At 69.7% G+C, this 21,228-nt stretch carries 8 protein-coding genes and 1 tRNA gene; 1 reads left to right on the forward strand and 8 read right to left on the reverse strand.

Features of this window, described 5'->3' with window-relative positions:
* Window positions 1-59 precede the first annotated feature (59 nt).
* Entirely contained in the window at window positions 60-6,974 is a 6,915-nt protein-coding gene (locus OHN74_RS18530; RefSeq protein ID WP_327695662.1) for a polymorphic toxin-type HINT domain-containing protein, read from the reverse strand.
* 109 nt (window positions 6,975-7,083) lie between these two features.
* Window positions 7,084-9,954 (reverse strand): LamG-like jellyroll fold domain-containing protein, encoded by a 2,871-nt coding sequence (locus OHN74_RS18535; RefSeq protein WP_327695663.1) that lies wholly within the window; start codon window positions 9,952-9,954, stop codon window positions 7,084-7,086.
* 319 nt (window positions 9,955-10,273) lie between these two features.
* Between OHN74_RS18535 and OHN74_RS18540 the strand changes: the two genes are divergently transcribed.
* Window positions 10,274-10,555 carry a 3-deoxy-7-phosphoheptulonate synthase gene (locus tag OHN74_RS18540; RefSeq protein ID WP_327695664.1) on the forward strand — a complete coding sequence of 94 codons (282 nt, stop codon included), beginning with the start codon at window positions 10,274-10,276 and terminating at the stop codon, window positions 10,553-10,555.
* 229 nt (window positions 10,556-10,784) lie between these two features.
* On the opposite strand, the gene OHN74_RS18545 is transcribed toward OHN74_RS18540, so the two are convergent.
* The 6 genes from OHN74_RS18545 to OHN74_RS18570 all read right to left on the reverse strand — a co-directional run bounded on the left by OHN74_RS18545 (window position 10,785) and on the right by OHN74_RS18570 (window position 20,918).
* Window positions 10,785-10,858 (reverse strand) — tRNA-Thr (locus tag OHN74_RS18545).
* Between the two features lie 106 nt (window positions 10,859-10,964).
* Window positions 10,965-12,494 carry an alpha/beta hydrolase gene (locus OHN74_RS18550; protein WP_327695665.1) on the reverse strand — a complete coding sequence of 510 codons (1,530 nt, stop codon included), beginning with the start codon at window positions 12,492-12,494 and terminating at the stop codon, window positions 10,965-10,967.
* 101 nt (window positions 12,495-12,595) lie between these two features.
* A complete protein-coding gene (locus tag OHN74_RS18555; protein WP_327695666.1) occupies window positions 12,596-13,801 on the reverse strand; it encodes a DNA polymerase III subunit delta' in 1,206 nt (401 codons plus the stop codon).
* Window positions 13,802-14,022: 221 nt separating this feature from the next.
* Entirely contained in the window at window positions 14,023-17,355 is a 3,333-nt protein-coding gene (tmk, locus tag OHN74_RS18560) for a dTMP kinase (protein ID WP_327695667.1), read from the reverse strand.
* 245 nt (window positions 17,356-17,600) lie between these two features.
* Window positions 17,601-20,453: a type I DNA topoisomerase gene (gene topA / locus OHN74_RS18565; RefSeq protein WP_327695668.1), complete on the reverse strand. Its 2,853-nt coding sequence runs from the start codon at window positions 20,451-20,453 to the stop codon at window positions 17,601-17,603.
* A gap of 267 nt (window positions 20,454-20,720) precedes the next feature.
* Window positions 20,721-20,918, reverse strand: a complete 198-nt coding sequence (locus OHN74_RS18570; protein WP_327695669.1) for a hypothetical protein — start codon at window positions 20,916-20,918, stop codon at window positions 20,721-20,723.
* Between the last annotated feature and the right edge of the window lie 310 nt (window positions 20,919-21,228).

Consider the following 21,228-nt stretch of genomic DNA (forward strand, 5'->3'; position numbering starts at 1 on the left):
GTCATGGTCGCTCAAGATGATCAAAGCAGCGAACTCGCGGCCCCGAACAGAAAATTTCCTCATAGCCATCCCTCGAACTGTATTCCGCCACCGCGCATGCTCCATCGGGCACCGCGACCGGTAGCGGAATCCATGATTTCGAGCACTGATCCGCCGTAATGGGCCGAGGCAGAACTGATGGTCCTGGAAGCGCCCGGGTTACCCAGAAGTTCACCCAGCAACTCCATGCCGCCTCTGTTCACTGCGCCCTTGTCGGTCAGACGGTTGGCTCCGTTGAGGAACGGAGCGTACTTGGCCACGTGGTCCGCGGTCCGCTTGACCGGGTCGGTGTGTTTCTGCAAAGCCCTTCCCGCCTCGGTCGCATGGTACTCATATTGGAAGGGCTTGCCGCCCTTTGGCGGGATGGGCCGCAGCGCCGCCGTGCTCAGGTCCAGGTCCGTCGCATCGGCAAGTCCACCACAGTTGTGAACGAGGAGTGGCGTGGCGCCGGCCAGCACGTAGTAAGTGTGGGCGTCACTGACGGTCAGGTTGTGAACCGTGGCCGATCCGCTGGTCCAGCGCTCCACCCCCGTGATCTGAACCAGAGTGCCCGCGCTGGTGCGCAGCCACTGGCCGTTCCTCAACTCGGTGGCATCGACCCACTCGCCAAGTTCGGGAACCCAGAAGGGGTGCCCATCCGTCGCAGTGATCGTGTCCGTCGCCGTGCCCTCGGAGCCGTCCGTGTCGACGGTGAGCTCCACCAGGTGCTTGACACCTTCGCCCTTGATCTCGGCGGTGACCGTCTCCGTGGTCGTCTCACCGGTCTCGGGGTCCGTGGCCAGGACCTTGTCGCCCAGCTCGACATCCTCGATCGGCTTGGTCGAGCCGTCCGCCATCAGGACCAGCGTCCCAGGGATGAAGCTGTTGTCCGTCTTGCACGAACCACCTTGGGCGGGCGCGTCGGCATCCTTGCCACCACCGGTGTCGGACTTGCTCTCCGCCCCGTCGCCCTTCTTGCCGCCGGAGTCGCCCTTCTTGACCTCGGGTGCCTCCTTGGCCTTGGCCGGCGGAGCGGGGGCGGGCTTCTCCTTCGGCTTCGGGGTGACCGGCGGGGTGACGTTGTCGGCCGCGTCGACCGCGTCCTCGGTCTTCTTGGCGGCCTTGGTGGCATCGCTCGCCATGTCGACGGCGTCCACCGCTTTGTTGACATACCGTGCGCCCTTCGCCGCCGTGGCCGCATAGCCCGCGATCGGGATCGTCGAGGCATAGGACAGGCCCGCGTCGATGTAGTTGCCCTCGGCCGTGTACCAGACGCCGTTGAGCAGGTCGGCAGGCTCGCCGAAACCGGGGACCAGGCCCACGACGTCGAGGGCACCGTGACCGATCGGGCTGATCCAGGACTCGCCCCAGTACAGGCCCGTCGGGTCCGGGAAGGCGAGCGGGTTGTTACGGCCATACGCGTAGGCGTTGAGGTGTTGCGGGTCCCCGACGTTGAGCATGGGGTCGACGGAGACGAAACGCCCGGTCGCCGGGTCGTATGCGCGGGCGCCGAGCTGGATCAGACCCGTCGTCGCGTCGGCCGTGCCGCCCACGAAGGACTTGTCACCCGGCCACGCGCCTGCCGTCGGCTTGGCACCCCGCACCTCGCCGAAGGGGAGGGTACGGCGCTGTGTGACCGCCGAGTCCGCCGCCTTGATCGCGATCTCGGCCGTGCCGTTCTGGCCGCCGACCAACCAGGTCACCCCGGCAGTCGTACGTACCGCGATCCGCTGCCCGGCGTGGGAGTAGTAACGCGTGCCCGACAGGGCGTTCTTGGCGGTGTCGAGGCGGATCTCCTGGCTGCCCAGGTACAGCGTGACGGCGCCCTTCTCCTTGCGGAGCAGGCGGCTTCCGTCCGGGCCGTACACGTACGAGGTCTTGCTTGCCTCGTCCAGGGCGTCGCCGGACAGGTACGGGGTGACCGCGCTCAGACGGCCTTCCTCGTCCCAGTCCAGCTTCTGGTCGACCGCCGGGAAGAGATCCGTCGCCGCCTTCGTGCGGCGGACGGTATTGCCCACCTCGTCGTACGCGAAGGACTGGGCCGCCGTCACCTCCTTCGCCGACGAGCCACCCGAACCCAGCATGACCGTGCGGACTTCCGCCGACTTCAGGGCATGCACATGTGTACCGCCCTTGATGTCCTGCGCCTTCGGCACATACGTCGTCGATTGAGTGATCGCCGCGTCGCCAGTCGAGCCGGTGGCGTGGCGGACCTCGCCGGTGCGGTTGCCCGCGGCGTCGTACGCGTATGAGTGCCGGTACGGTGCCGGGCCTCCGACGGTCGCCTCACCGGCGCTGGGGGCGCAGGTGGTGGCCGTCTGGGTCCACGCGTCGGTCAGGCGGCGCAGATAGTCGTAGGTGAAGCACTGGACGTCCGCCGTCTTGCCTTCGGGTGCGTCGGCAATCCCCAGGATGTTGCCGACGGCGTCGTAGCCGTAGGTGATGTCGGAGTCGGGGGTCTTGACGATCTCCCGGTCGATACGGGCGCGCTCCAGGCGCCGGGTGCCCTCTTCGTAGGTGTTGGTGAGCCAGGTGTACTTGTCGGCGCTGGCAGTGCCCAGCGTGAGCTGAAGCATCTCGCCGTAGTTGGAGTACCGGGTCTCGCGGGCGTAGTCCGTCGAGTCGCCCAGGGTGAAGGACGGCAGACCGGTCGCCGTATAGCCCGTGGTGATCGTCTCCGCCGGGAGCCCACCGGCCGCCGGAAGGCCGACGTCGTCGATCGAACCGTCCGCCTTGTACGACGCCGTCGAGGAGTAGGTGCCGGCCAGCTTGCCCGTACTCGCGGAAGCGGGGATCTTCACCGACGTCTTCGTCGGGCGGCCCGCCACGTCGTAGGCGTCGACCGACTTCGTGTAAGCGTCGTCACCCACCCACTTGGTGGCCGAGACAAGACGGCCCTTGCCATTCGGGACGGTGGCGCTGTCGTACTCCCAGGTCGTCAGTTTCTTGTCACCGTTGTGGACCGAGCGCTTCCGGCCCAGCTTGTCGTAGGAGTAGGTGAGGGTGACCTCACGCTGGTTGCGGACCGTCCTCATCTGGTCGAGGTCGTTGTACGTCATCCACGTCGTGCCCGCGTCCGGGTCGACGGACATGGTCTGACGGCCGCGTACGTCGTAGTCGTACGACCAGAGGTTGCCCGACTGATCCTTGACCTCGGCGAGGCGGCCCGCCGCGTCGTAGTCGTAGGACGTGATGTCCGCCGCTCCCGTCGGCGAGTTCGCTTTGAACTCCAGGACCTTGGTCGTCTGCCCCTGGGCGTCGGTGTACTCCGCGGTGGGTGCGGCACCGGTCGGCGGGTCGACCGTCGTGTGGTCACCGTGGTACGCCGTCTTCGTGCGCCACTTCTCGGTGCCCGCGACCCGGAAGATCGAGTCCGTCGCCCGGCCCGCCGCGTCATAGACCGTCTCTGTCTCCCGAGGTGTCCCCTCAGAGGCGTCCACCACGTTCACGAACGTCGCACCGACGGCTGCCGTGTTGTAGAACGGTCCGATCTCCTTCACCGCCAGCCCACGGCTGTCGTACTCGGTGGTCGTGATGACGCGGCCCGAGTTCGCGGCCGGGGTCTGAGTCTGACGGGGCCTCAGCAGGCCATCGCTGAGCTGGTGGCTGGTGGCCACCGAGCCGTTCGGCAGCAGCGACTTCGTCGTGGTGACCACCGGCGCGTTGTTGCGGACCAGGTAGCCGTATTCCAGGCTCGCCGTGTCCGTCGCCTTGGCCCGGCCCGGGAGCCAGACCTTCAGCAGGCGGCCCAGCGCGTCGTACTCCAGGTCTGTGCGCTGCTTGTTGGCGTCGACCGTGGCCGTGACCAGGCCCCAGCGGCGGTCGACCGTGGAGGTCGTGGTGTTGCCGAGTGGGTCCTCGACCTTCATGCCCGTGACCGGCCCACCCGTTACAGGCGTGTACGTCGTCTTCGTCGTGTTGCCCGCCTGGTCGGCGGATTCCACGACACGGCCGTGAACGTCGTACCTGGCCGTCGACGTCGTCACGAACTGCGGGGTGCCGTCGTCCGCGTACCCCTTGACCTTCTCGCTGCGCACCACGTCGCCCTTGGTGGGCGTGGTGCCGTACGTGTCGCGGTCGTCGTACCAGGTGCGGACGTCGGAGATCGCCTCACCCTTGTACGAAGTCGGCGCGCCGTCGTCGCAGTTGACCGGGACCACCGTGACGCGCTTGAGCAGGGTCAGCAGGTTCGCGTCGGTATTGCGGTTGTACTCGTTCGTCGTGCAGGTGTCGTCGTCCTCGACCGCCAGGTCGCCGGAGTCGGAGGAGCGGACGAGCATGCCGTACGAGTCGTAGAAGTGCTCGATGGCGGCGCGGCGGACCTTGCCGTCGTCGAGGGCCGTGCGGGTCTTCGTCGCCTTGACGGCGGCGAAGCTCGCCTCGTCCTTGCCCTCCGTCGCCGTGGGCTCGGACTTCCACGGGGTGCTGACCGAACCGGTCACCTCCGCACCGCCGTTGAAACTGCGCTGTTCCAGCAGGAAGCCCTGGTGGCGGCTGTCGTCGCGGACCTTCGTGCCGTCGGAGGCGGTGACCGTGACGGATTTGGTGCCGCCGGACTCCTTCTCCCGGTCGCCGTCCATGCCCTGGAGGTAGGTGGTCTCCGTGCGGAGCTGTTTGCTGCCCGCCTCACCGGTCTTCATGGTGACCGAGCGGAAGCCGCGCCACTGGTTCCAGGTCTTCTTCTTCGTCTTGACCAGCTCACTGTCGTCGAAGGCCCAGGCGGCACCCGAGTAGTCGTACGACGTGACCTTGTTGGGGCCGGTGACGGTGACCTCGTCCTCGATCACCGTGTCGACGACGAACTTGTGGAACCAGTCCTCCTTCTCCCCGACCGTGCCCTCCTTCGACCAGAAGGACGGCATGCAGCGCTTGGTGTTGGTCTCGGGGGTCGGGAGGTTGGACGGGGTGCACTCGGTCGGCTTGTAGTTGACCGAGATCGTGCCGCCGGTCTCCGACTGGATGGCCCGGATGCGCCACTTGTACATGGGCAGGCGGTCGTCGGAGCCGGTGTCGACGCGGTTGGCGTCCTGGCGCTCGTAGAAGGTGACCTTCGGGAGCTTGTTCGCGCCGTCCTTGCCGGAGTGGGTGACCGACTCCAGCCACAGGGCCGGCGCGTGCGTGGTGTCGGCGCTCTGGTACTTGTGCGCCAGGTCCCACTCGTCGACGTCCCCGTACGTCTTGCCGTCGGAGCCCAGGACCTGCGTGGTGACCTTCGCCAGCCGCTTGCGGGAGAAGAAGGTCGGGGACCACTGGTCCTTGCACTCGGTGTCGGAGGTGCAGATCTGCTCGAACGGCACGTCCGGCCAGCGCTTGGCCGTGGACTCCTTCAGGTCGGCCGGCTCACAGTCGGCGACCGCGCCCGTGCAGCGCTCGGCGACGTCGAAGACGACCTGCGAGGGCGCGGTGGTGGTGTTCTCCTTGCCCTGCTGATCGCCGTACTCGATCCGCTTGAGCCAGCCGCCGCGGTCGTAGGGGACGACCTTGTCGCCGCGCACGCTGTCGTACTTGTTGGTCTCGGTGCCGTAGTAGTACGTCATCGAGTTGCCGTGCACGTCGACGACGTAGTCGAGGTTCCAGCGCCAGGCCTGCTGGCAGCGGGAGTCCTTGAAGGTGTCCGCGTGGCAGGGCTCGTCCTTGTCGTCACCGAATACCGGGACTTCGAGGGTGGCGCCGGTGTTCTCTGTGTCGGCGGCCTCGGACTCGCGCTTGCCTTTGCCGAAGTGGTAGCGGGTGCCGTCGGTGGTGGTGACGACCCAGTACTCGTCGTTGTTGTCCGAGTTGAAGCCGTCGTACTTACGCTCGATGAGGGTGCCGTCGTCCTGCTTCAGACGCCACTGGTCCTTGCCCTTCTTGACCAGCTCACCGGCCCGGCCGCCGAAGTTCATGGTGGCGTTGTCGGAGTGCCAGCACAGGTCGTACTTCTGCGACCCGGCGTCGTCGTGGCCGTCCTCCGTGCAGGCCTGGTACGAACGCTCGATGTAGCCGGCGCTGAGGTCGAAGCCCTCGCCGATCCAGGAGGTCTGGTTGTTGCTGGAGGCCGTACGGCCGTCCGTGGAGGCGGAGTTGTAGCCGAGCCCGAGCTGCGGGGAGGGTCCGGCGACGGCCGGCGGCACCCGCAGCGGGTACTGCCAGGTGAAGCCGCCGGTCTGCGCGGCTACCTGCCAGGAGGCGGAGGGGGCCAGCGAGGTCGCGGTGTACGAGCCCGAACCGCCGGAGGCCGCCGCCGCGACGGCGAGCAGCGGGGCCTTGGCGGCCGACAGCGCGGCCACGTCGGCGGTGAGCTTCCGCGCGCGCACGTCGTTGTCGGTCTTCAGCGGGGTGCTGGTCCGGCACGTGTCCGCCGTGGGCGTGGTCAGCGCGCAGGCGGGGAGTTCGACCAGCCGCAGCCGCTGGGCCCAGTCGCCGCCGTAGGCCTGGGCGAAGGCCGCGTAGTCGACCTCCACGGAGACCCTGCCGTTCGTGGCCGACGTACGGCTGTCGGCGCGGGTCACCTTCAGCAGCAGGCCGTCGATGCCCGCCTTCTGGGCGGCGGCGTGGCTGAGGACGTCGACCTTGGCACGGGTCGGTGTGGCGGCAGCCATCGCGGAGCGGGTCACGCCCTTGGCCGGGCCGACGCGGACCGGCAGCGAGCCGGCCTTCGCGCTCGACCGCGCGCTCCGCTTGCCGGAGCCTGCCAGGTCGACGGTCGCACTTCCTGCCTTCGGCCAGGCGGCCTTGGGGTTCAGTGCTTTGCCATACCCCTTGGTGTGCTTGAGCGGGGTGGCCTGGCCGTCCTGTTCGACAACCGGGGTGGAGACGACGTCCTGGGTCTTGGGGCGCCGCTGCTCCCGGGCATCGTCGGGGTCGTCGCCGAGGGCCGGGGTGCCCTGGAGCAGGGTGACGGTCAGGGCTGAAGTGAGGGTGACACCGAGGGCTTTGGCCCAGGGGTGTGTTCTGTGTCTGCGAGATGCGCGCATGCGCGCTCCCCCTCCCGTTTGGGTGTGGAAAAGTGCCCTGGGTGCCCGAGGGTCCGGGCACCCAGGTGGACGGCTCTGGTCAGGAGTCGTCAGTGGTGGTCAGCGGTCATCAGTTGTTCGCGAGCCGGAAGATCTCCGTCCCCGACAGCAGGCCGGGGACGAGGCGCACGTCGTCGATGTCACCCGCGAAGGGGTCGGACCAGTCGGCGCCGTACTGGGCGCGGCCGATGTTGAGACCCTTCGTGGCGTTCCAGACGTCGGTGACGGTGGCGCTGCCCTGCTCCTCGCCGTCGACGAAGAGCGTGAACCTCCGGGCCACCGGGTCGTACGTACCGGCCAGGTGGACCCACTTGTTCACGGTCGCGGGACGCTCGCTCGCCGACATGGCGCGTACGAGGTCGGAGTCCGCCGTGTCGCTGATGTGGCGGCCGAAGATCCAGCGCTTGTAGGCGGTTGAGTAGTAGAGGTTGAATCCGTTGCCCTGGCTGCCCGCCTGGCTGATCACCGAGATGTTCTTGGCCAGCGACGTGGGCCGCACCCACGCCGAGACGGTGAACGCCTGGCCGGTGTGGACCGGGGACACGGCGGTGGCGTGGTCGGTGGTGCCGTTGAAACGCAGCGCCCTGTCGGCCGGGGTGGTCGCGGAGTTGTGGCCGGCGACCCAGTCGGCTCCCTTGACCGTCAGGTCCCGGCTATGGCCGGAGCCGTCGGGGGCGGTAGCGCCGGAGGTCTGGTCGAGGCCGTAGACGGCGGCGGCGCAGGTGTCTGCGAGGACGTCGGCGCAGGCGCGGTCGACGGTGAAGAAGTACTTCTCCAGCGGGCCCCGGTTGCCGGCCCGGTCCACGCTGCGGACGTAGAGCACGTTCGGTCCGAAGGTGCTCGGAGCGACCTCGACGGTCGCCGTGCCGCCGAGAGCGGTCGGGTCAGCCTTGCGGGTGGGAGTGTCGTTGCCGAGGTCCCACTCGTAGAACTCGACGTCGTTCTTGAACACCGAGTCGGAGTTGCCGTTGGCGGAGAAGGTGAAATGCCGCTTGGTGCCAACCGGGAGGTCGGCTTCGGTCGCCACCGGCTCGACGTGCGGCTCGGTGTCGGGCCGCTCCACGTCCACGACGAACTCGCACCAGTCGGACCACGCGGAGTACCCGGAGTCCTTCAGCTTGCCGGTGGAGCCGTCGTAGGTCTGGGCTCGCCAGCGGTAGCCGCCACCGTGCTTGAGCTCCCTGACGGGGATCTCCCGCTCGAACTTGCCCTCGTTCTGCGGTCCGTCCTTGCCCTCGTAGACGAGGGGCCGACTTGTGTCCTGGTCCCACACCTGGAACGCCGCGGTCAGGTTCTGGCCGCTGCCGTCGGTGTGCGAGTCGGCGTCGGTGCCGGTGACGGACATGCGAGGGGTCGCGTCCCGGATCCACGGCCGCTTGGTGTTGTCGGTGGTGCAGGTCTTCTCGTCCGGGTTGGTCAGCCGCTCACCGGTGGGCTTGTCCGGGCGGGTGTTGTACGTGAGGACGAGCTTGGCGTTGTCACCCCGGAACCGCTTCCAGGAGTTGGGGTCGTCCTCGTCGGCGGCACGCAGCGAGAAGGCGATCGGGTCCTCGCCTGCGGCCTTCTTACGGACGGAGGCAGTGAGGTTCTCGTTGCTCTCGTCGGCGTTGTCCGCGAAGTCGACCCAACTCGCCGGCGCGTCCGGGCTGCAGCTGTCACCCCGGCCGTACGCGACGGTCCTGTCGACCATCAGGTCGCCGTCCTTGGGCTTGTTGTTCCAGTTCGTGGCGGAGTCGACACCGCCCTCGGCGACCATGTGCAGGTTGACGGCGCTCTTGGTACAGGAAAAGGAGAAGGTCTCGTAGACCTCGAAGACCGCCTTGGAGATGGTGCGGTTCTGCCAGCCCTTCGTGGCGAACTGGAAGTACATACGGTTCGTGTACGGCGAGCCGCTGCACACGTAGTAGATGCCGCCTATGGTCTTGGCCGAGCAGCGGCCGACACCCTCTTCGTCCTTGAACTTGTGGAACTCCGTGCTCGGATGCGAGCTCGACACGTACAGCCACTCGCTCTTCGACATCCCGGCCTCGGGATCGATGTAGACCGGGAAGTCGGTGTCGGCGGCGGTGAGCAGGGCACGGTCCGGCTCGACGGTGACGGCCGTCGCGGAGACGTCGAGGGTCATGTCAACGACCTTCGCGCCCGCGTCGGGAGCCTCCTGGGCCGGGGTGTCCGTGCCCGAGGCGGGGACGGCGTCGGCGGGGAGCCCGGCGTTCGCGGAATCCCACATCTTGGGTGCCTGACCGCCGAAGACCCGCTCGCCGGAGGCGTCCACGGCCTGGAGGCCGCCGGTCGGGCCGGTACCGAGGTCGAGGCCTTGCGACCGTACGGGCAGCCGCAGTGCGGCCAGCTCCTCACTGCGGCCCGCCTCCGGTGTCTTCACCTCCAGGACGTACGAGTAGCCGGTGACCGAGGCGCTGGCCAGCAGGTCCACGCCCGGCAGCACCTCGCGGTACTCGGCGGTGTCCCCGTTCAGGACCGGCTCGGGCAGCGGTGTGGGCCAGCTCAGCGTGAAGGACTTGCCCTCCTCGCCGAGCGTGACGAAGTCGGACGAGCCGCCCGCCGCGAAGGTCAGGTCGACGACGGCGGCCTTCGGCCCGAACGTGCCGTCCGGCCGACGTTCGAGGGTCGCGTCGGCCTTCACCCAGCTGCCGTCGGAACGCTCCACCCGCTGCGGCTGGACGCTGGTCTCACTGGTCAACGAGCCGTCTGGGTTGGCGAAGACGAGTTCGTCCTCTGTGCGCTGCTGAATGATCTCCACTGGTTCGCCGGTCTCGGCTGCCAGTGCGAACGCAGCCGCCTCGCCCGAGGCCGGCGGTGTGCTGCCGGCCGCACCGGCCGGACTGGTGACGGCGGGCAACGAGCCCAGGACGACGGCGCCACCGAGCAGCACGCCGAGCGTCCGGGCAGCACGAAGCCGCCGGAACCAAGGGTTGGTCATGCCCTTGTCTCCCCCCAGGCTCTCCCCAGAGCCCGCTATGAAAATGATGTGGCCATGCCGTACAGCAGTGGCCAGGGAAACGCATGGGACTTCCTTTACCGGATCAAGGGCATTTCTAGAGCGAACCGCCCCACAGCGCACGCACCGCTCACGCCTTACGAACGGTCCTTGGTGCGGGAGGACGCGCGCGGCACGTACAGCGGATCCGCCTACTGCGGCTGGATCGTGATCGGAGAGCCGACGCGCCAGCAGGGTGGAGCCCACGCCGGCCTCACGCAGGCTGCGCACAACCCCCATCGGTGTCAGACCGGTGCCGACCGTGTCACCGGAAGACGCCATCGCCCTGAGCCGGGCGGCACTGAATCCAGAGGACGTGCCCGGACGGCTGACCTTCATCATTAGCTTCGGCGCGAAAGACGTGCACCGGCTCCTGCCAACGGCCGTCGACGCGGTGGCCCGCCACAGTTCGGCACAAACCGGTGCAGGATCAACACAGGTATGCGTGGGCACCTCCGGCTCCTTGCCCAACTCGAATAGGAAGGGCCGCTACGAGCCGGAGGACGCCATCTCTCATACGACGGCATCGCAGACGGATACCTGACCGCGTCGGAGCTGAAGTTGTCCGGACCGGACAGTCCCGCCGCTTCCGATCGCCGCGTAGACAGTCGTATTTTCACCCCGTCGGTCCAGGTCCAACCTCAGGCCACTGGCGGAGTGCCCGACCCACGCATTGCGATGCACAGACTCCAGAGGCACAACTTGGGTCGATAACAAGGTCATCCAAAACAAGAAACCCCAGGTCACGGCGAGTGAGTCCTGGGGTTCCTCAGAGCCGCCTTCGGGATTCGAACCCGAGACCTACGCATTACGAGTGCGTTGCTCTGGCCATCTGAGCTAAGGCGGCGCGCTGTCCACACCATGGTGCGATCAGCAACGTCGGCAAGTCTACACAGTTTTCGGAGGTGCTCCGCACACCCCCTGAGCCCTCCGCACCGGCGCTCGCCCCACTGCTACGAGCACCGCTTCCCCGCCGCCGGACGGGTCCCCCGGAGCAGATACGCGTTGATCGTGTCGTCGACGCAGTCGCTGCCCCGCCCGTACGCCGTGTGGCCGTCGCCCTCGTAGGTCAGGAGGCGGGCGGAGGAGAGTTGGCGGGAGAGCGACTGGGCCCAGGGGTACGGGGTCGCCGGGTCGCGGGTCGTGCCGACGACCACGATCGGGGCCGCACCCTTCGCCTCGATGCGATGCGGCTCACCCGTAGGCCGCACCGGCCAGTACGCGCAGCTCAGGGAGGCCCAGGCCATGACCTCACCGAAGACGGGGGACGCCTTCTCGAAGGACGGCAGTGCGTCGCGCACCTGGTCGGGGCCGGTGTACGCCGCCGGGAGGTCGATGCAGTTCACGGCCGCGTTGGCGAACATCAGGTTCGAGTAGCGACCGTCGGCGTCGCGCTCGTAGTAGCTGTCGGAGAGGAGCAGCAGGCCCGCGCCGTCCTTGTCGCGCATCGCCGAGGTCAGCGACTCGCGCAGTTGCGGCCAGGTGCTCTCGTCGTACATCGCGGCGATCACGCCGGTCGTGGCGAGGGCCTCGCCCAGTTGGCGGCCGTCCGCGTCACCCGCCGGGATCGGCGCCGTGTCGAGGCGGTCGAAGAACGCCTTCAGGTTCGTGCCGACCTTGCTCTCCTCCGTCCCGAGCGGGCAGTCCCGCTGCCGTACGCAGTCCTTCGCGAACGCGTCGAACGCCGTCTCGAAGCCGGCCGTCTGGTCGAGGTTGAGCCGGCGCGCGGGCAGGGAAGGGTCCATCGCGCCGTCCAGGACCAGCCGGCCCACACGGTCCGGGAAGAGCCCCGCGTACGTCGCTCCGAGGAACGTTCCGTAGGACGCTCCCACGTACGTCAGCCGCCGGTCGCCCAGCACCGCCCGCAGGATGTCCATGTCCCGGGCCGCCTCCACCGTGGACACGTGCCGCAGCAGGTTGGGCGAACTGCTGCCGCAGCCCTCCGCGAACTTCTTGTACGCGCCGACCAGTTCGTCCGTCTCCCGTTCGTTGTCGGGAGTCGTGTCGGTCTGCGTGTACGCGTCCATCCCGCGGCCGTCGAGGCACTCGACGGGCTCGCTGCGCGCCACCCCGCGCGGGTCGACCGCGACCATGTCGTAGCGCGCGCGGATCTCGGCCGGGTAGCCGATCCCGGCGTACGCCTGCACGTACCCGACCGCCGAACCGCCCGGCCCGCCCGGGTTCACCAGCAGCGAGCCGAGCGGCCTGCCCTTGCCCGTGGCCTTCTTGCGGGAGACGGCGAGTCGGACGTCGCCCTCGGCCGGAGCCGCGTAGTCCAGGGGTGCCTTCATCGTGGCGCACTGGAAACCGGGCACACCGCACGACCGCCAGCTCAGCTTCTGCGCGTAGTACGACGCGAGGCCGGTCGGCGCGGCCGACGAACTCGCCGCACTCGTCGAACTCCCCGTGGAACAGGCGGAGACGAGCAGCGCGGCGACCGCGAGCAATGTCCAGGTCTGACGAGGTGTGCGCCTCATATGCATTCAGCGAGCGTAACCCTGCGAAACCATCCGGATACCCTCTGTCCGCAACATGACTCGTACGGGTTACCCGCCGCCACGTCACGAGTTGCTGATGCCGGCCGTCAGCCCGCTCTCAGCGCCAGCGTCATCGCCTCCACGGCCAGCAGCGGTGCCACGTTGCGGTCCAAGGCCTCGCGGCACGCGGCGATCGCGTCGATGCGGCGGAGCGTCGACGCGGGTGAGCCGGCGCGGGCCAGGCGCTCCAGGGTGTCCTCGGCATCGGTGTTGGCGATCGCCAGACGGGAACCGAACTGGAGGGCGAGAACGTCGCGGTAGAAGCCGGTGAGGTCGATCAGGGCCAGGTCGAGGGTGTCACGCTGGGTACGCGTTCTCCGGCGCTTCTGGCGATCCTCCAGCTCCTTCATCACGCCCGCCGTTCCGCGCGGCATCCGGCCGCCCTGGGCCGCGCCCATCGCCTGCTTCAGCTCCTCCGTCTCCTTCACGTCGACGTCCTCGGCGAGCTGCTTGGCGTCCTCCGACGCCGAGTCGATCAGCTCCTGGGCCGCCTTCAGACAGCCGCCGACGTCCTCGACACGGAGCGGCAGCCTGAGGACGGCGGCCCGACGCTCCCGGGCCCGCGCGTCCGTGGCGAGCCGACGGGCGCGGCCGATGTGGCCCTGGGTTGCCCTGGCCACGCTGTGCGCCACGTTCGGCTCGATACCGTCCCGGCGGATGAGGATGTCGGCCACCGCGTCCACCGGCGGGGTACGCAGGATGAGGAGACGGCAGCGGGAGCGGATCGTGGGCAGCACGTCCTCGATGGACGGGGCACACAGCAGCCACACCGTGCGCGGCGCGGGTTCCTCGATGGCCTTGAGCAGCACGTTGCCCGCGCCCTCCGTGAGGCGGTCAGCGTCCTCCAGGACGATGACCTGCCAGCGTCCGACAGCCGGTGACAGCTGGGCCCGCCGGACCAGGGCGCGGGTCTCCTTGACGCCGATGGAGAGGAGATCTGTACGGACGATGTCCACGTCGGCGTGATTGCCCGTCAGACTTGTGTGGCAGCCGTCGCAGAACCCGCAGCCGGGGACTCCGCCCAGGGCACGGTCGGGGCTCACGCACTGCAGGGCGGCGGCGAAGGCGCGGGCCGCCGTGGACCGGCCGGAGCCGGGCGGGCCGGTGAAGAGCCAGGCGTGCGTCATCTTCGACGCGTCGGGCTGGGGCGCGCCCGCGGCGACGGCGGTGACCAGGGCGTCGGCATCCCGCGCGGCGGCCTCCAGCTGCGCGCTCACCTTCTCCTGGCCCACCAGGTCGTCCCACACCGGCACGGGAACACCGCCCTTCCGTCACGCCTCGTCGGTCATGCCTCTTCGGCACGCCGTTTCGTCATGGCTTGCCACGCGGAGTCCATTGTGCGGGTCCCCACTGACAATGGGTCTCCACTGGCACTGGGTCCCGGGTGGCACTGGGTCCCCACCTCCACTTCCAATGGGTCTCCCATGCCGACGGGTCCCGCTGCCGACGGGCTTCCACCGGCAGCGGCCCCGCCTCAGCGGCGTCGCCCGCCCCGTCCCCGGCCCTCGTCCCGGTCATCGTCCGCGTGCGATCCGAACAGTTCGTCGGCCAGCGTCGGCAGGTCGTCCAGCGGAGTCTCCTCCGCCCAGTCGGAGCGCGGGCGCCGACGCGGGGTGCCATCGGCGTCGAGCTGGGGCAGTTCCCGCGTACGGTCCTCACCGGCCCCGGACTGTCCGTCCGCCCGCTCGTCCCGGAAGAACCCCGGTGGCACACGATCCACGGGCACGCTGTCCCGCCGACCCGCGCCGTCCTCCCGTACGGCAGGCAGCACCGCGGTCTCATCGGCCGCGCCCGGAGGCACGGGCGGCAGCACAGCCGTCTCGTCGGCGGCCCCCGGAGGAACCGGCGGCAACACCGTGGTCTCGTCCGCCGCTCCCGGCGTCACAGGACGCAGCACAGCCGTCTCGTCCGCCGCACCCGAAGGAACCCTGGGCAACACCGCGGTCTCGTCGGCCGCCCCCGGAGGAACCGGCGGCTTCTGCAGCTTGGCCGTCACCTCGGAATCGGAACCGCCGGGCCGACCGCCCTCCGCCGCACCCGCACCGGACCTCGCAGCCCCAGACCCAGACCCAGCCCCAGCCGCATCTGCGCCCGCGCCGGAAGCCGAGCCGGTACCCGTACCCGCTCCCTCAGCGGCAGTTGCGGAAGCCGCCGCCGAAGCCGAAGCCGCTGCCGAGGCTGCGGCAGCCGTCGCGGCAGCCGCAGCCGCCGCCTCCGCGATCCGCCGCCGCTCCGCCTCGGCCCGGACCAGCGCCTCCTCGGCCTTCCGCTGCTTCTCCAGGCGCCGTTCCTCCGCCTCCGCGTGCAGCCGCGCCTCTTCCTCGGCCTGCCTGCGTCGGCGGTCCTCGTCGGCCTTGCGGCGGGCCTCGGCCTCGGCTCGGGCCTTCTCCTCCGCGAGCAGCCGTACCCGCTCCTCCTCGGCGCGGCGGCGCGCGTCCTCGGCCCGCTGCCGGGCCTCCTCCGCCTGGCGTTCGGCCTCGCGGCGCTGCGCCTCCTCCAGCTCGCGGCGCTTGCGCTCCTCCTCCTCGGCACGCAGCCTGGCCAGCGTCTCCTGGCGCTCGCGCTCAAGGCGCTCCTCCTCGGCCTTGCGCGCGGCCTCTTCCTCCGCCTTGCGCCTGGCCTCCTCCTCGGCCGCCTTGCGGGCCTCCTCCTGGGCCTTCACCTCGGCCTCGGAGAGCGGCAGCATCTGGTCGAGCCGGTGGCGGACGACCGTCGTGACGGCCTCGGGCTCCTGTGCCGCGTCCACGACCAGATAGCGCCCCGCGTCGGCGGCGGCCAGCGTGAGGAAACCGGACCGCACGCGCTCGTGGAACTCGGCCGGCTCCGACTCCAGCCGGTCCGGCGCTTCGGTGAACCGCTCGCGCGCGGCTTCCGGGGAGACGTCCAGCAGGACGGTCAGATGCGGGACCAGGCCGTCGGTCGCCCAGCGCGAGATGCGCGCGATCTCCGTCGGGGAAAGGTCACGGCCGGCGCCCTGATAGGCCACCGACGAGTCGATGTACCGGTCGGAGATGACGACCGCGCCACGCTCCAGAGCGGGCCGTACGACGGTGTCTACGTGCTCCGCGCGGTCCGCCGCGTACAGCAGCGCCTCCGCGCGGTGCGACAGACCGGCGCTCGACACGTCCAGCAGGATCGACCGCAGCCGCTTGCCCACCGGGGTCGCCCCCGGCTCGCGCGTGACCACGACCTCGTGGCCCTTGGCCCTTATCCACTCGGCGAGCGCCTTCGCCTGCGTGGACTTGCCCGCCCCGTCGCCGCCCTCCAAAGCGATGAAGAAGCCGGTCGTGGCGAGTGCCTGCGCGGGGTCGTCGCCGCCGCGCACCGCGTCCCGCAGGTCGTGCCGCAGGGGCACGCCGGAACGGTCGTCGGCCTTGGCGAGGACCAGCGCGGCCACCGGCAGCAGCAGCGCGCCCACCAGCATCAGCGTGAACGCCGCGCCGCCGTGCGCGAACACGAACTTGCCGCTCTCCAGACGGTGCGGGCCGATGAGGGCCGCCACCAGGGGGGCGATCAGCGCGGCCAGCGCCACGGACACCCGTACGACCGCGTGGAGATGCTCGGTCAGCCGCGTGCGCCGCTGGTCCTCGGTCTCCTGGTCGAGCAGCGTGTGCCCGGTGTTGGCGGCGATACCCGCGCCGATGCCGGCGAGCCCGACGATCAGGAGGACCGTCGTCACGTCCGGGACCAGCCCGGCGGCGAGCAGCGCGACCCCGGTGAAGGCGACGGCCAGCGCGAGCAGCCGGCGCCGCGACAGCGCCACCAGCACCTTCGGTGCCGTACGGATGCCGACGACCGTGCCGCCGGTCAGCACGAGGACCAGCAGCCCGAACGTCACCGGGCCGCCGCCCAGGTCCTTGGCGTGCAGGACGGCCACGGAGACGGCCGCCGCGACAGCGCCGGAGACGGCCGCGCAGGCCAGGACGAGCAGCGGGATCGCGCCCGTACGGCCGGTCTCGGCGGCCGTGCCGTACTTGGGGCGGCGCAGGCCTTCGAGCGGTGACCGCGCGCGCGGGGTGCGTGTGTCGGGCAGTTCCAGGGCGGTGAGCACGGACAGCGAAGCGGCGAAGAGCCCTGCCGCGACATATGACCCGAAGGCCGCCTGATGCCGGCCGAACCATTCGATGCCCGTGCCCAGCAGGTTGTTGATGAGCCCGGCGACGACGAGCGCGGCGCCCGCGAGCGGCAGCGCGACGAAGGTCGTACGCAGGGACAGGCGCCGCAGGGCGTCCATGTGGTCCGGCAGCGGGCGGACCGTGGCCCCCTCCGGGGGAGGCGTGGGCAGCAGCGCGGGCGCCGCACTCTCCCGGCACACCGTCCAGAAGCGCTCGGCGACCCCGGTCACGAAGACGGTGACCAGGAGGACGGCGAGGGCGTTCTCCGGCGTCCAGTCGATCCACAGGGGCGCGATGATCATGAGTATGGTGCGCAGTCCGTCGGCGCCGACCATGGTCCAGCGGCGGTCGAGCGGCCCCTCTTTCGAGGTGAGCGATGTGAGCGGGCCGAGCAGGACGGCTCCGAAGAGCAGCGTGGCCAGAACGCGTGCCCCGAAGACGGCCGTCACGGCGAGCGCCACGCCCCGGTAGCCGCCGCCGAACGAGCCCTCGGCGACGGCCGACTGGAGGACGAGGACCACCAGGACCAGCAGCGCTAGCGCGTCACCGACACCGCCCACCAGCTGCGCGCTCCACAGCCTCTTCAGCTGGGGCCGGCGCAGCAGGGCACGGACGGCGCGTTCGCGGGAGTCCGCGACCAAGGCGTCGTCGGGGGCCTGGGTGGTGGCCGTTGGCTGCTCTGCTGGCGTCATGCTTTCAGCCTATCGGCAGCCACCGACAGCTCGAAGTGGCCGCCCTGACGTGCGACCGCCCCGACACCAGATGGTGCCGGGGCGGTCGTCTCACGAAGCTCGCGTGAGGGCGGAGTGAAGACGGTCACCGCAGTCGGTCACCACCGCCGTCACCGCAGTCGTCACCGCAGTTGGTGACCGGCGCTCGGTCGCGACCACTCACCGGTGTTCACCCATGTTCACCGGTGTCGTCGCGACCGACGGACTCACTCCTCGCCCGTGGCCCTCGCAGCGGTCGCCTTCTTGGCCGGAGCCTTCTTGGCGGCCGTCTTCTTCGCGGTGGTCGTCTTGGCTGCCGTCGTCTTCTTGGCGGCGGCTGTCTTCGTCGTGGCCGCCTTCTTGGCGGGGGCCTTCTTCGCCGGAGCCTTCTTCGCCGTCTTCTTGACCGGCGACTTGGCGCGCTTCTCGGCGAGCAGCTCGTAGCCGCGCTCCGGGGTGATCTCCTCGACGCTGTCGCCGGAGCGCAGGGTCGCGTTGCTCTCGCCGTCGGTGACGTACGGCCCGAAGCGGCCGTCCTTGACGACCACCGGCTTTCCGCTGACCGGGTCCGTGCCCAGCTCCTTCAGCGGCGGCTTGGCGGCGGCCCGACCACGCTGCTTGGGCTGGGAGTAGATCTCCAACGACTCTTCGAGGGTGATCGTGAAGAGCTGGTCCTCGGTCTGCAGCGACCGCGAGTCCGTGCCCTTCTTGAGGTAGGGCCCGTAGCGCCCGTTCTGCGCGGTGATCTCCACGCCCTCCGCGTCCTTGCCGACGACCCTGGGCAGGGACATCAGCTTGAGCGCGTCCGCCAGCGTCACCGTGTCCAGGGACATCGACTTGAACAGCGAGGCCGTGCGCGGCTTGACGGCGTTCTTGCCGGTCTTCGGGGTGCCCTCGGGGAGCACCTCGGTGACGTACGGGCCGTAGCGGCCGTCCCTGGCGATGATCTGGTGGCCGGACTCGGGGTCGGCGCCCAGCTCGAAGTCGCCGCTCGGCTTGGCCAGCAGCTCCTCCGCCAGTTCGACGGACAGCTCGTCGGGAGCGAGGTCCTCCTGCACGTCGGCGCGCTGGTGGTTCTCGGAGTCCTTCTCGCCACGCTCGATGTAGGGGCCGTAGCGCCCGACGCGCAGCACGATGTCGTTGCCCACCGGGAACGACGACACCTCGCGGGCGTCGATCGCGCCCAGGTCGGTCACCAGCTCCTTGAGACCGCCGAGGTGGTCCCCGTCGCCGTTGCCCGCCTCGGCCGCGCCGCCGACCGCCGGAACGGGAGCGCCATCGGTGCCCACGCCGAAGTAGAAGCGCCTCAGCCACGGCACGGACTGGGCCTCGCCACGGGCGATGCGGTCGAGGTCGTCCTCCATCCGGGCGGTGAAGTCGTAGTCGACGAGCCGCCCGAAGTGCTTCTCCAGGAGGTTGACGACGGCGAAGGAGAGGAAGGACGGCACCAGGGCCGTGCCCTTCTTGAAGACGTAACCGCGGTCGAGGATGGTCCCGATGATCGACGCGTACGTCGACGGGCGGCCGATCTCGCGCTCTTCGAGCTCCTTGACCAGCGACGCCTCGGTGTAGCGGGCCGGGGGCTTGGTGGCGTGCCCGTCGACCGTGATCTCCTCGGCGGACAGGGCGTCGCCCTCGTTCACCTGGGGCAGACGGCTCTCGCGGTCGTCCAGCTCGGCGTTCGGGTCGTCGGCGCCCTCGACGTACGCCTTCAGGAAGCCGTGGAAGGTGATCGTCTTGCCGGAGGCGCTGAACTCGGCGTCACGGCCGTCGGCGGACGTGCCCGCGATCTTCACGGTGACCGAGTTGCCGACCGCGTCCTTCATCTGGGAGGCGACCGTGCGCTTCCAGATCAGCTCGTAGAGCCGGAACTGGTCGCCGGTCAGGCCCGTCTCGGCCGGAGTGCGGAAACGATCACCCGACGGGCGGATCGCCTCGTGCGCCTCCTGCGCGTTCTTGACCTTCCCGGCGTACGTCCGCGGGGACGAGGGCAGGTAGTCGGCGCCGTACAGCTGGGTGACCTGGGCACGGGCGGCGTTGATCGCCGTCTCCGACAGGGTCGTGGAGTCCGTACGCATATAGGTGATGAAGCCGTTCTCGTACAGCTTCTGCGCCACCTGCATGGTCGACTTCGCGCCGAAGCCGAGCTTGCGGCTGGCCTCCTGCTGGAGCGTCGTCGTACGGAACGGGGCGTACGGCGAGCGGCGGTACGGCTTCGACTCGACCGAGCGGACGGCGAAGCTGGTGTCCGCCAGGGCGGCGGCCAGGGCGCGGGCGTTCCCCTCGTCCAGGTGGAGGGTGTTCGCGCTCTTCAGTTGTCCCAGGGAGTCGAAGTCGCGGCCCTGTGCGACGCGCTTGCCGTCGACGGCCGCGAGGCGGGCGACCAGCGACGACGGGTCCGACGAGTCTCCCGCGCGGCCGGTCGCGAAGGTTCCCGTCAGGTCCCAGTACTCAGCAGAACGGAAAGCGATGCGCTCGCGTTCCCGCTCCACCACAAGTCGCGTCGCGACCGACTGGACACGGCCGGCCGACAGGCGCGGCATGACCTTCTTCCACAGGACCGGCGAGACCTCGTAGCCGTAGAGACGGTCGAGGATGCGGCGGGTCTCCTGGGCGTCGACCAGCTTCTGGTTCAGCTCGCGCGGGTTGGCGACGGCGGCCTGGATCGCGGCCTTGGTGATCTCGTGGAAGACCATCCGCTTGACCGGGACCTTGGGCTTCAGGACTTCCTGGAGGTGCCACGCGATGGCCTCGCCCTCGCGGTCCTCATCGGTTGCGAGGAAGAGTTCGTCGGAGTCCTTCAGCAGGTCCTTGAGCTTCTTGACCTGGGCCTTCTTGTCCGCGTTGACCACGTAGATCGGCTGGAAGTCGTGTTCGACGTCCACCCCGAGGCGGCGCACCTCACCGGTGTACTGCTCGGGTACCTCGGCGGCGCCGTTGGGGAGGTCGCGGATGTGCCCGACGCTCGCCTCGACGACGTATCCGGGGCCGAGATAGCCCTTGATCGTCTTCGCCTTGGCAGGCGACTCGACGATGACGAGTCGGCGGCCGCCCTGTGCGGTCTCGCTGGTCGGGGACAACTTCGCTCTTCTCTCCGGTCGACACTCGGGGTCTCCCCCGGCCTTGTTCCCGGGGTCGGGTCATGCTGACGCTGCGGAGTGTGACGGTACATCCCGCCCCCGTGTCAAACGGGAAAAGCCCGCAACGGCCACTCGAACGGTAACCCGACTACCGCCATTCCTGCCGCCCGGAGTGTCGACCCGCCCCTTCGAGCCTATTCGGAGGGTCACCCACCGGTTACCTGCACGGCCACGCCGTATGCGCCACCCATAGGTCTCTCGCCCACCTCACACCCGGGTCAGGCACCATGCGCCGACCCCGAGGGCGACCAGCCCGGCGACGCTCGCGAGGACCGCCGATGCGACGGGGTTCACACCGTGGGCGACGGGCGCCCGGTGCCGCACCCGGGTCGCGGTCCACACCAGCAGCCCGCCCCCGAACAGGCCGAACACCATTCCCACGAAGATCGCCGGTCCGCTCTCCATACCCCTGTGCGCCCCTCTCCTGCCGCCCGGGAGTCCCCGGACCCGGGAGGCTGGCACGTCCGGGAAGCGTCCACGCGAACCCGAGGTGAACGCCGGGCGGACAGCGGGCACGCGTCCCTGCGACCGCCCGCCGACCGACCTCGAAGCATCCGGGCGTACGGGCCGGCCGACCACGTTCCGTCGTGGGCGGCGCCCGTGAATCTCACAGTCGGCAGCGCGCGACCCGCCCCGGACCGGCCGCCCAACTCGGCGTGAATATGCCCCCGGAACCCCGTCCCCCACACGCTCGGTACGACGGCACAGGCGCCGC

Origin of the sequence: Streptomyces sp. NBC_00459, from assembly GCF_036013955.1 — a bacterium.
Lineage (GTDB): Bacteria > Actinomycetota > Actinomycetes > Streptomycetales > Streptomycetaceae > Streptomyces.

What these genes read in the sequence shown, in the direction of transcription:
- OHN74_RS18570 (WP_327695669.1), bottom strand. Translation starts at nt 20,918, where the DNA reads ATGGAGAGCGGACCGGCGATCTTCGTGGGAATGGTGTTCGGCCTGTTC.
- OHN74_RS18550 (WP_327695665.1), bottom strand. Translation starts at nt 12,494, where the DNA reads ATGCATATGAGGCGCACACCTCGTCAGACCTGGACATTGCTCGCGGTC.
- OHN74_RS18535 (WP_327695663.1), bottom strand. Translation starts at nt 9,954, where the DNA reads ATGACCAACCCTTGGTTCCGGCGGCTTCGTGCTGCCCGGACGCTCGGC.
- OHN74_RS18530 (WP_327695662.1), bottom strand. Translation starts at nt 6,974, where the DNA reads ATGCGCGCATCTCGCAGACACAGAACACACCCCTGGGCCAAAGCCCTC.
- tmk (WP_327695667.1), bottom strand. Translation starts at nt 17,355, where the DNA reads ATGACGCCAGCAGAGCAGCCAACGGCCACCACCCAGGCCCCCGACGAC.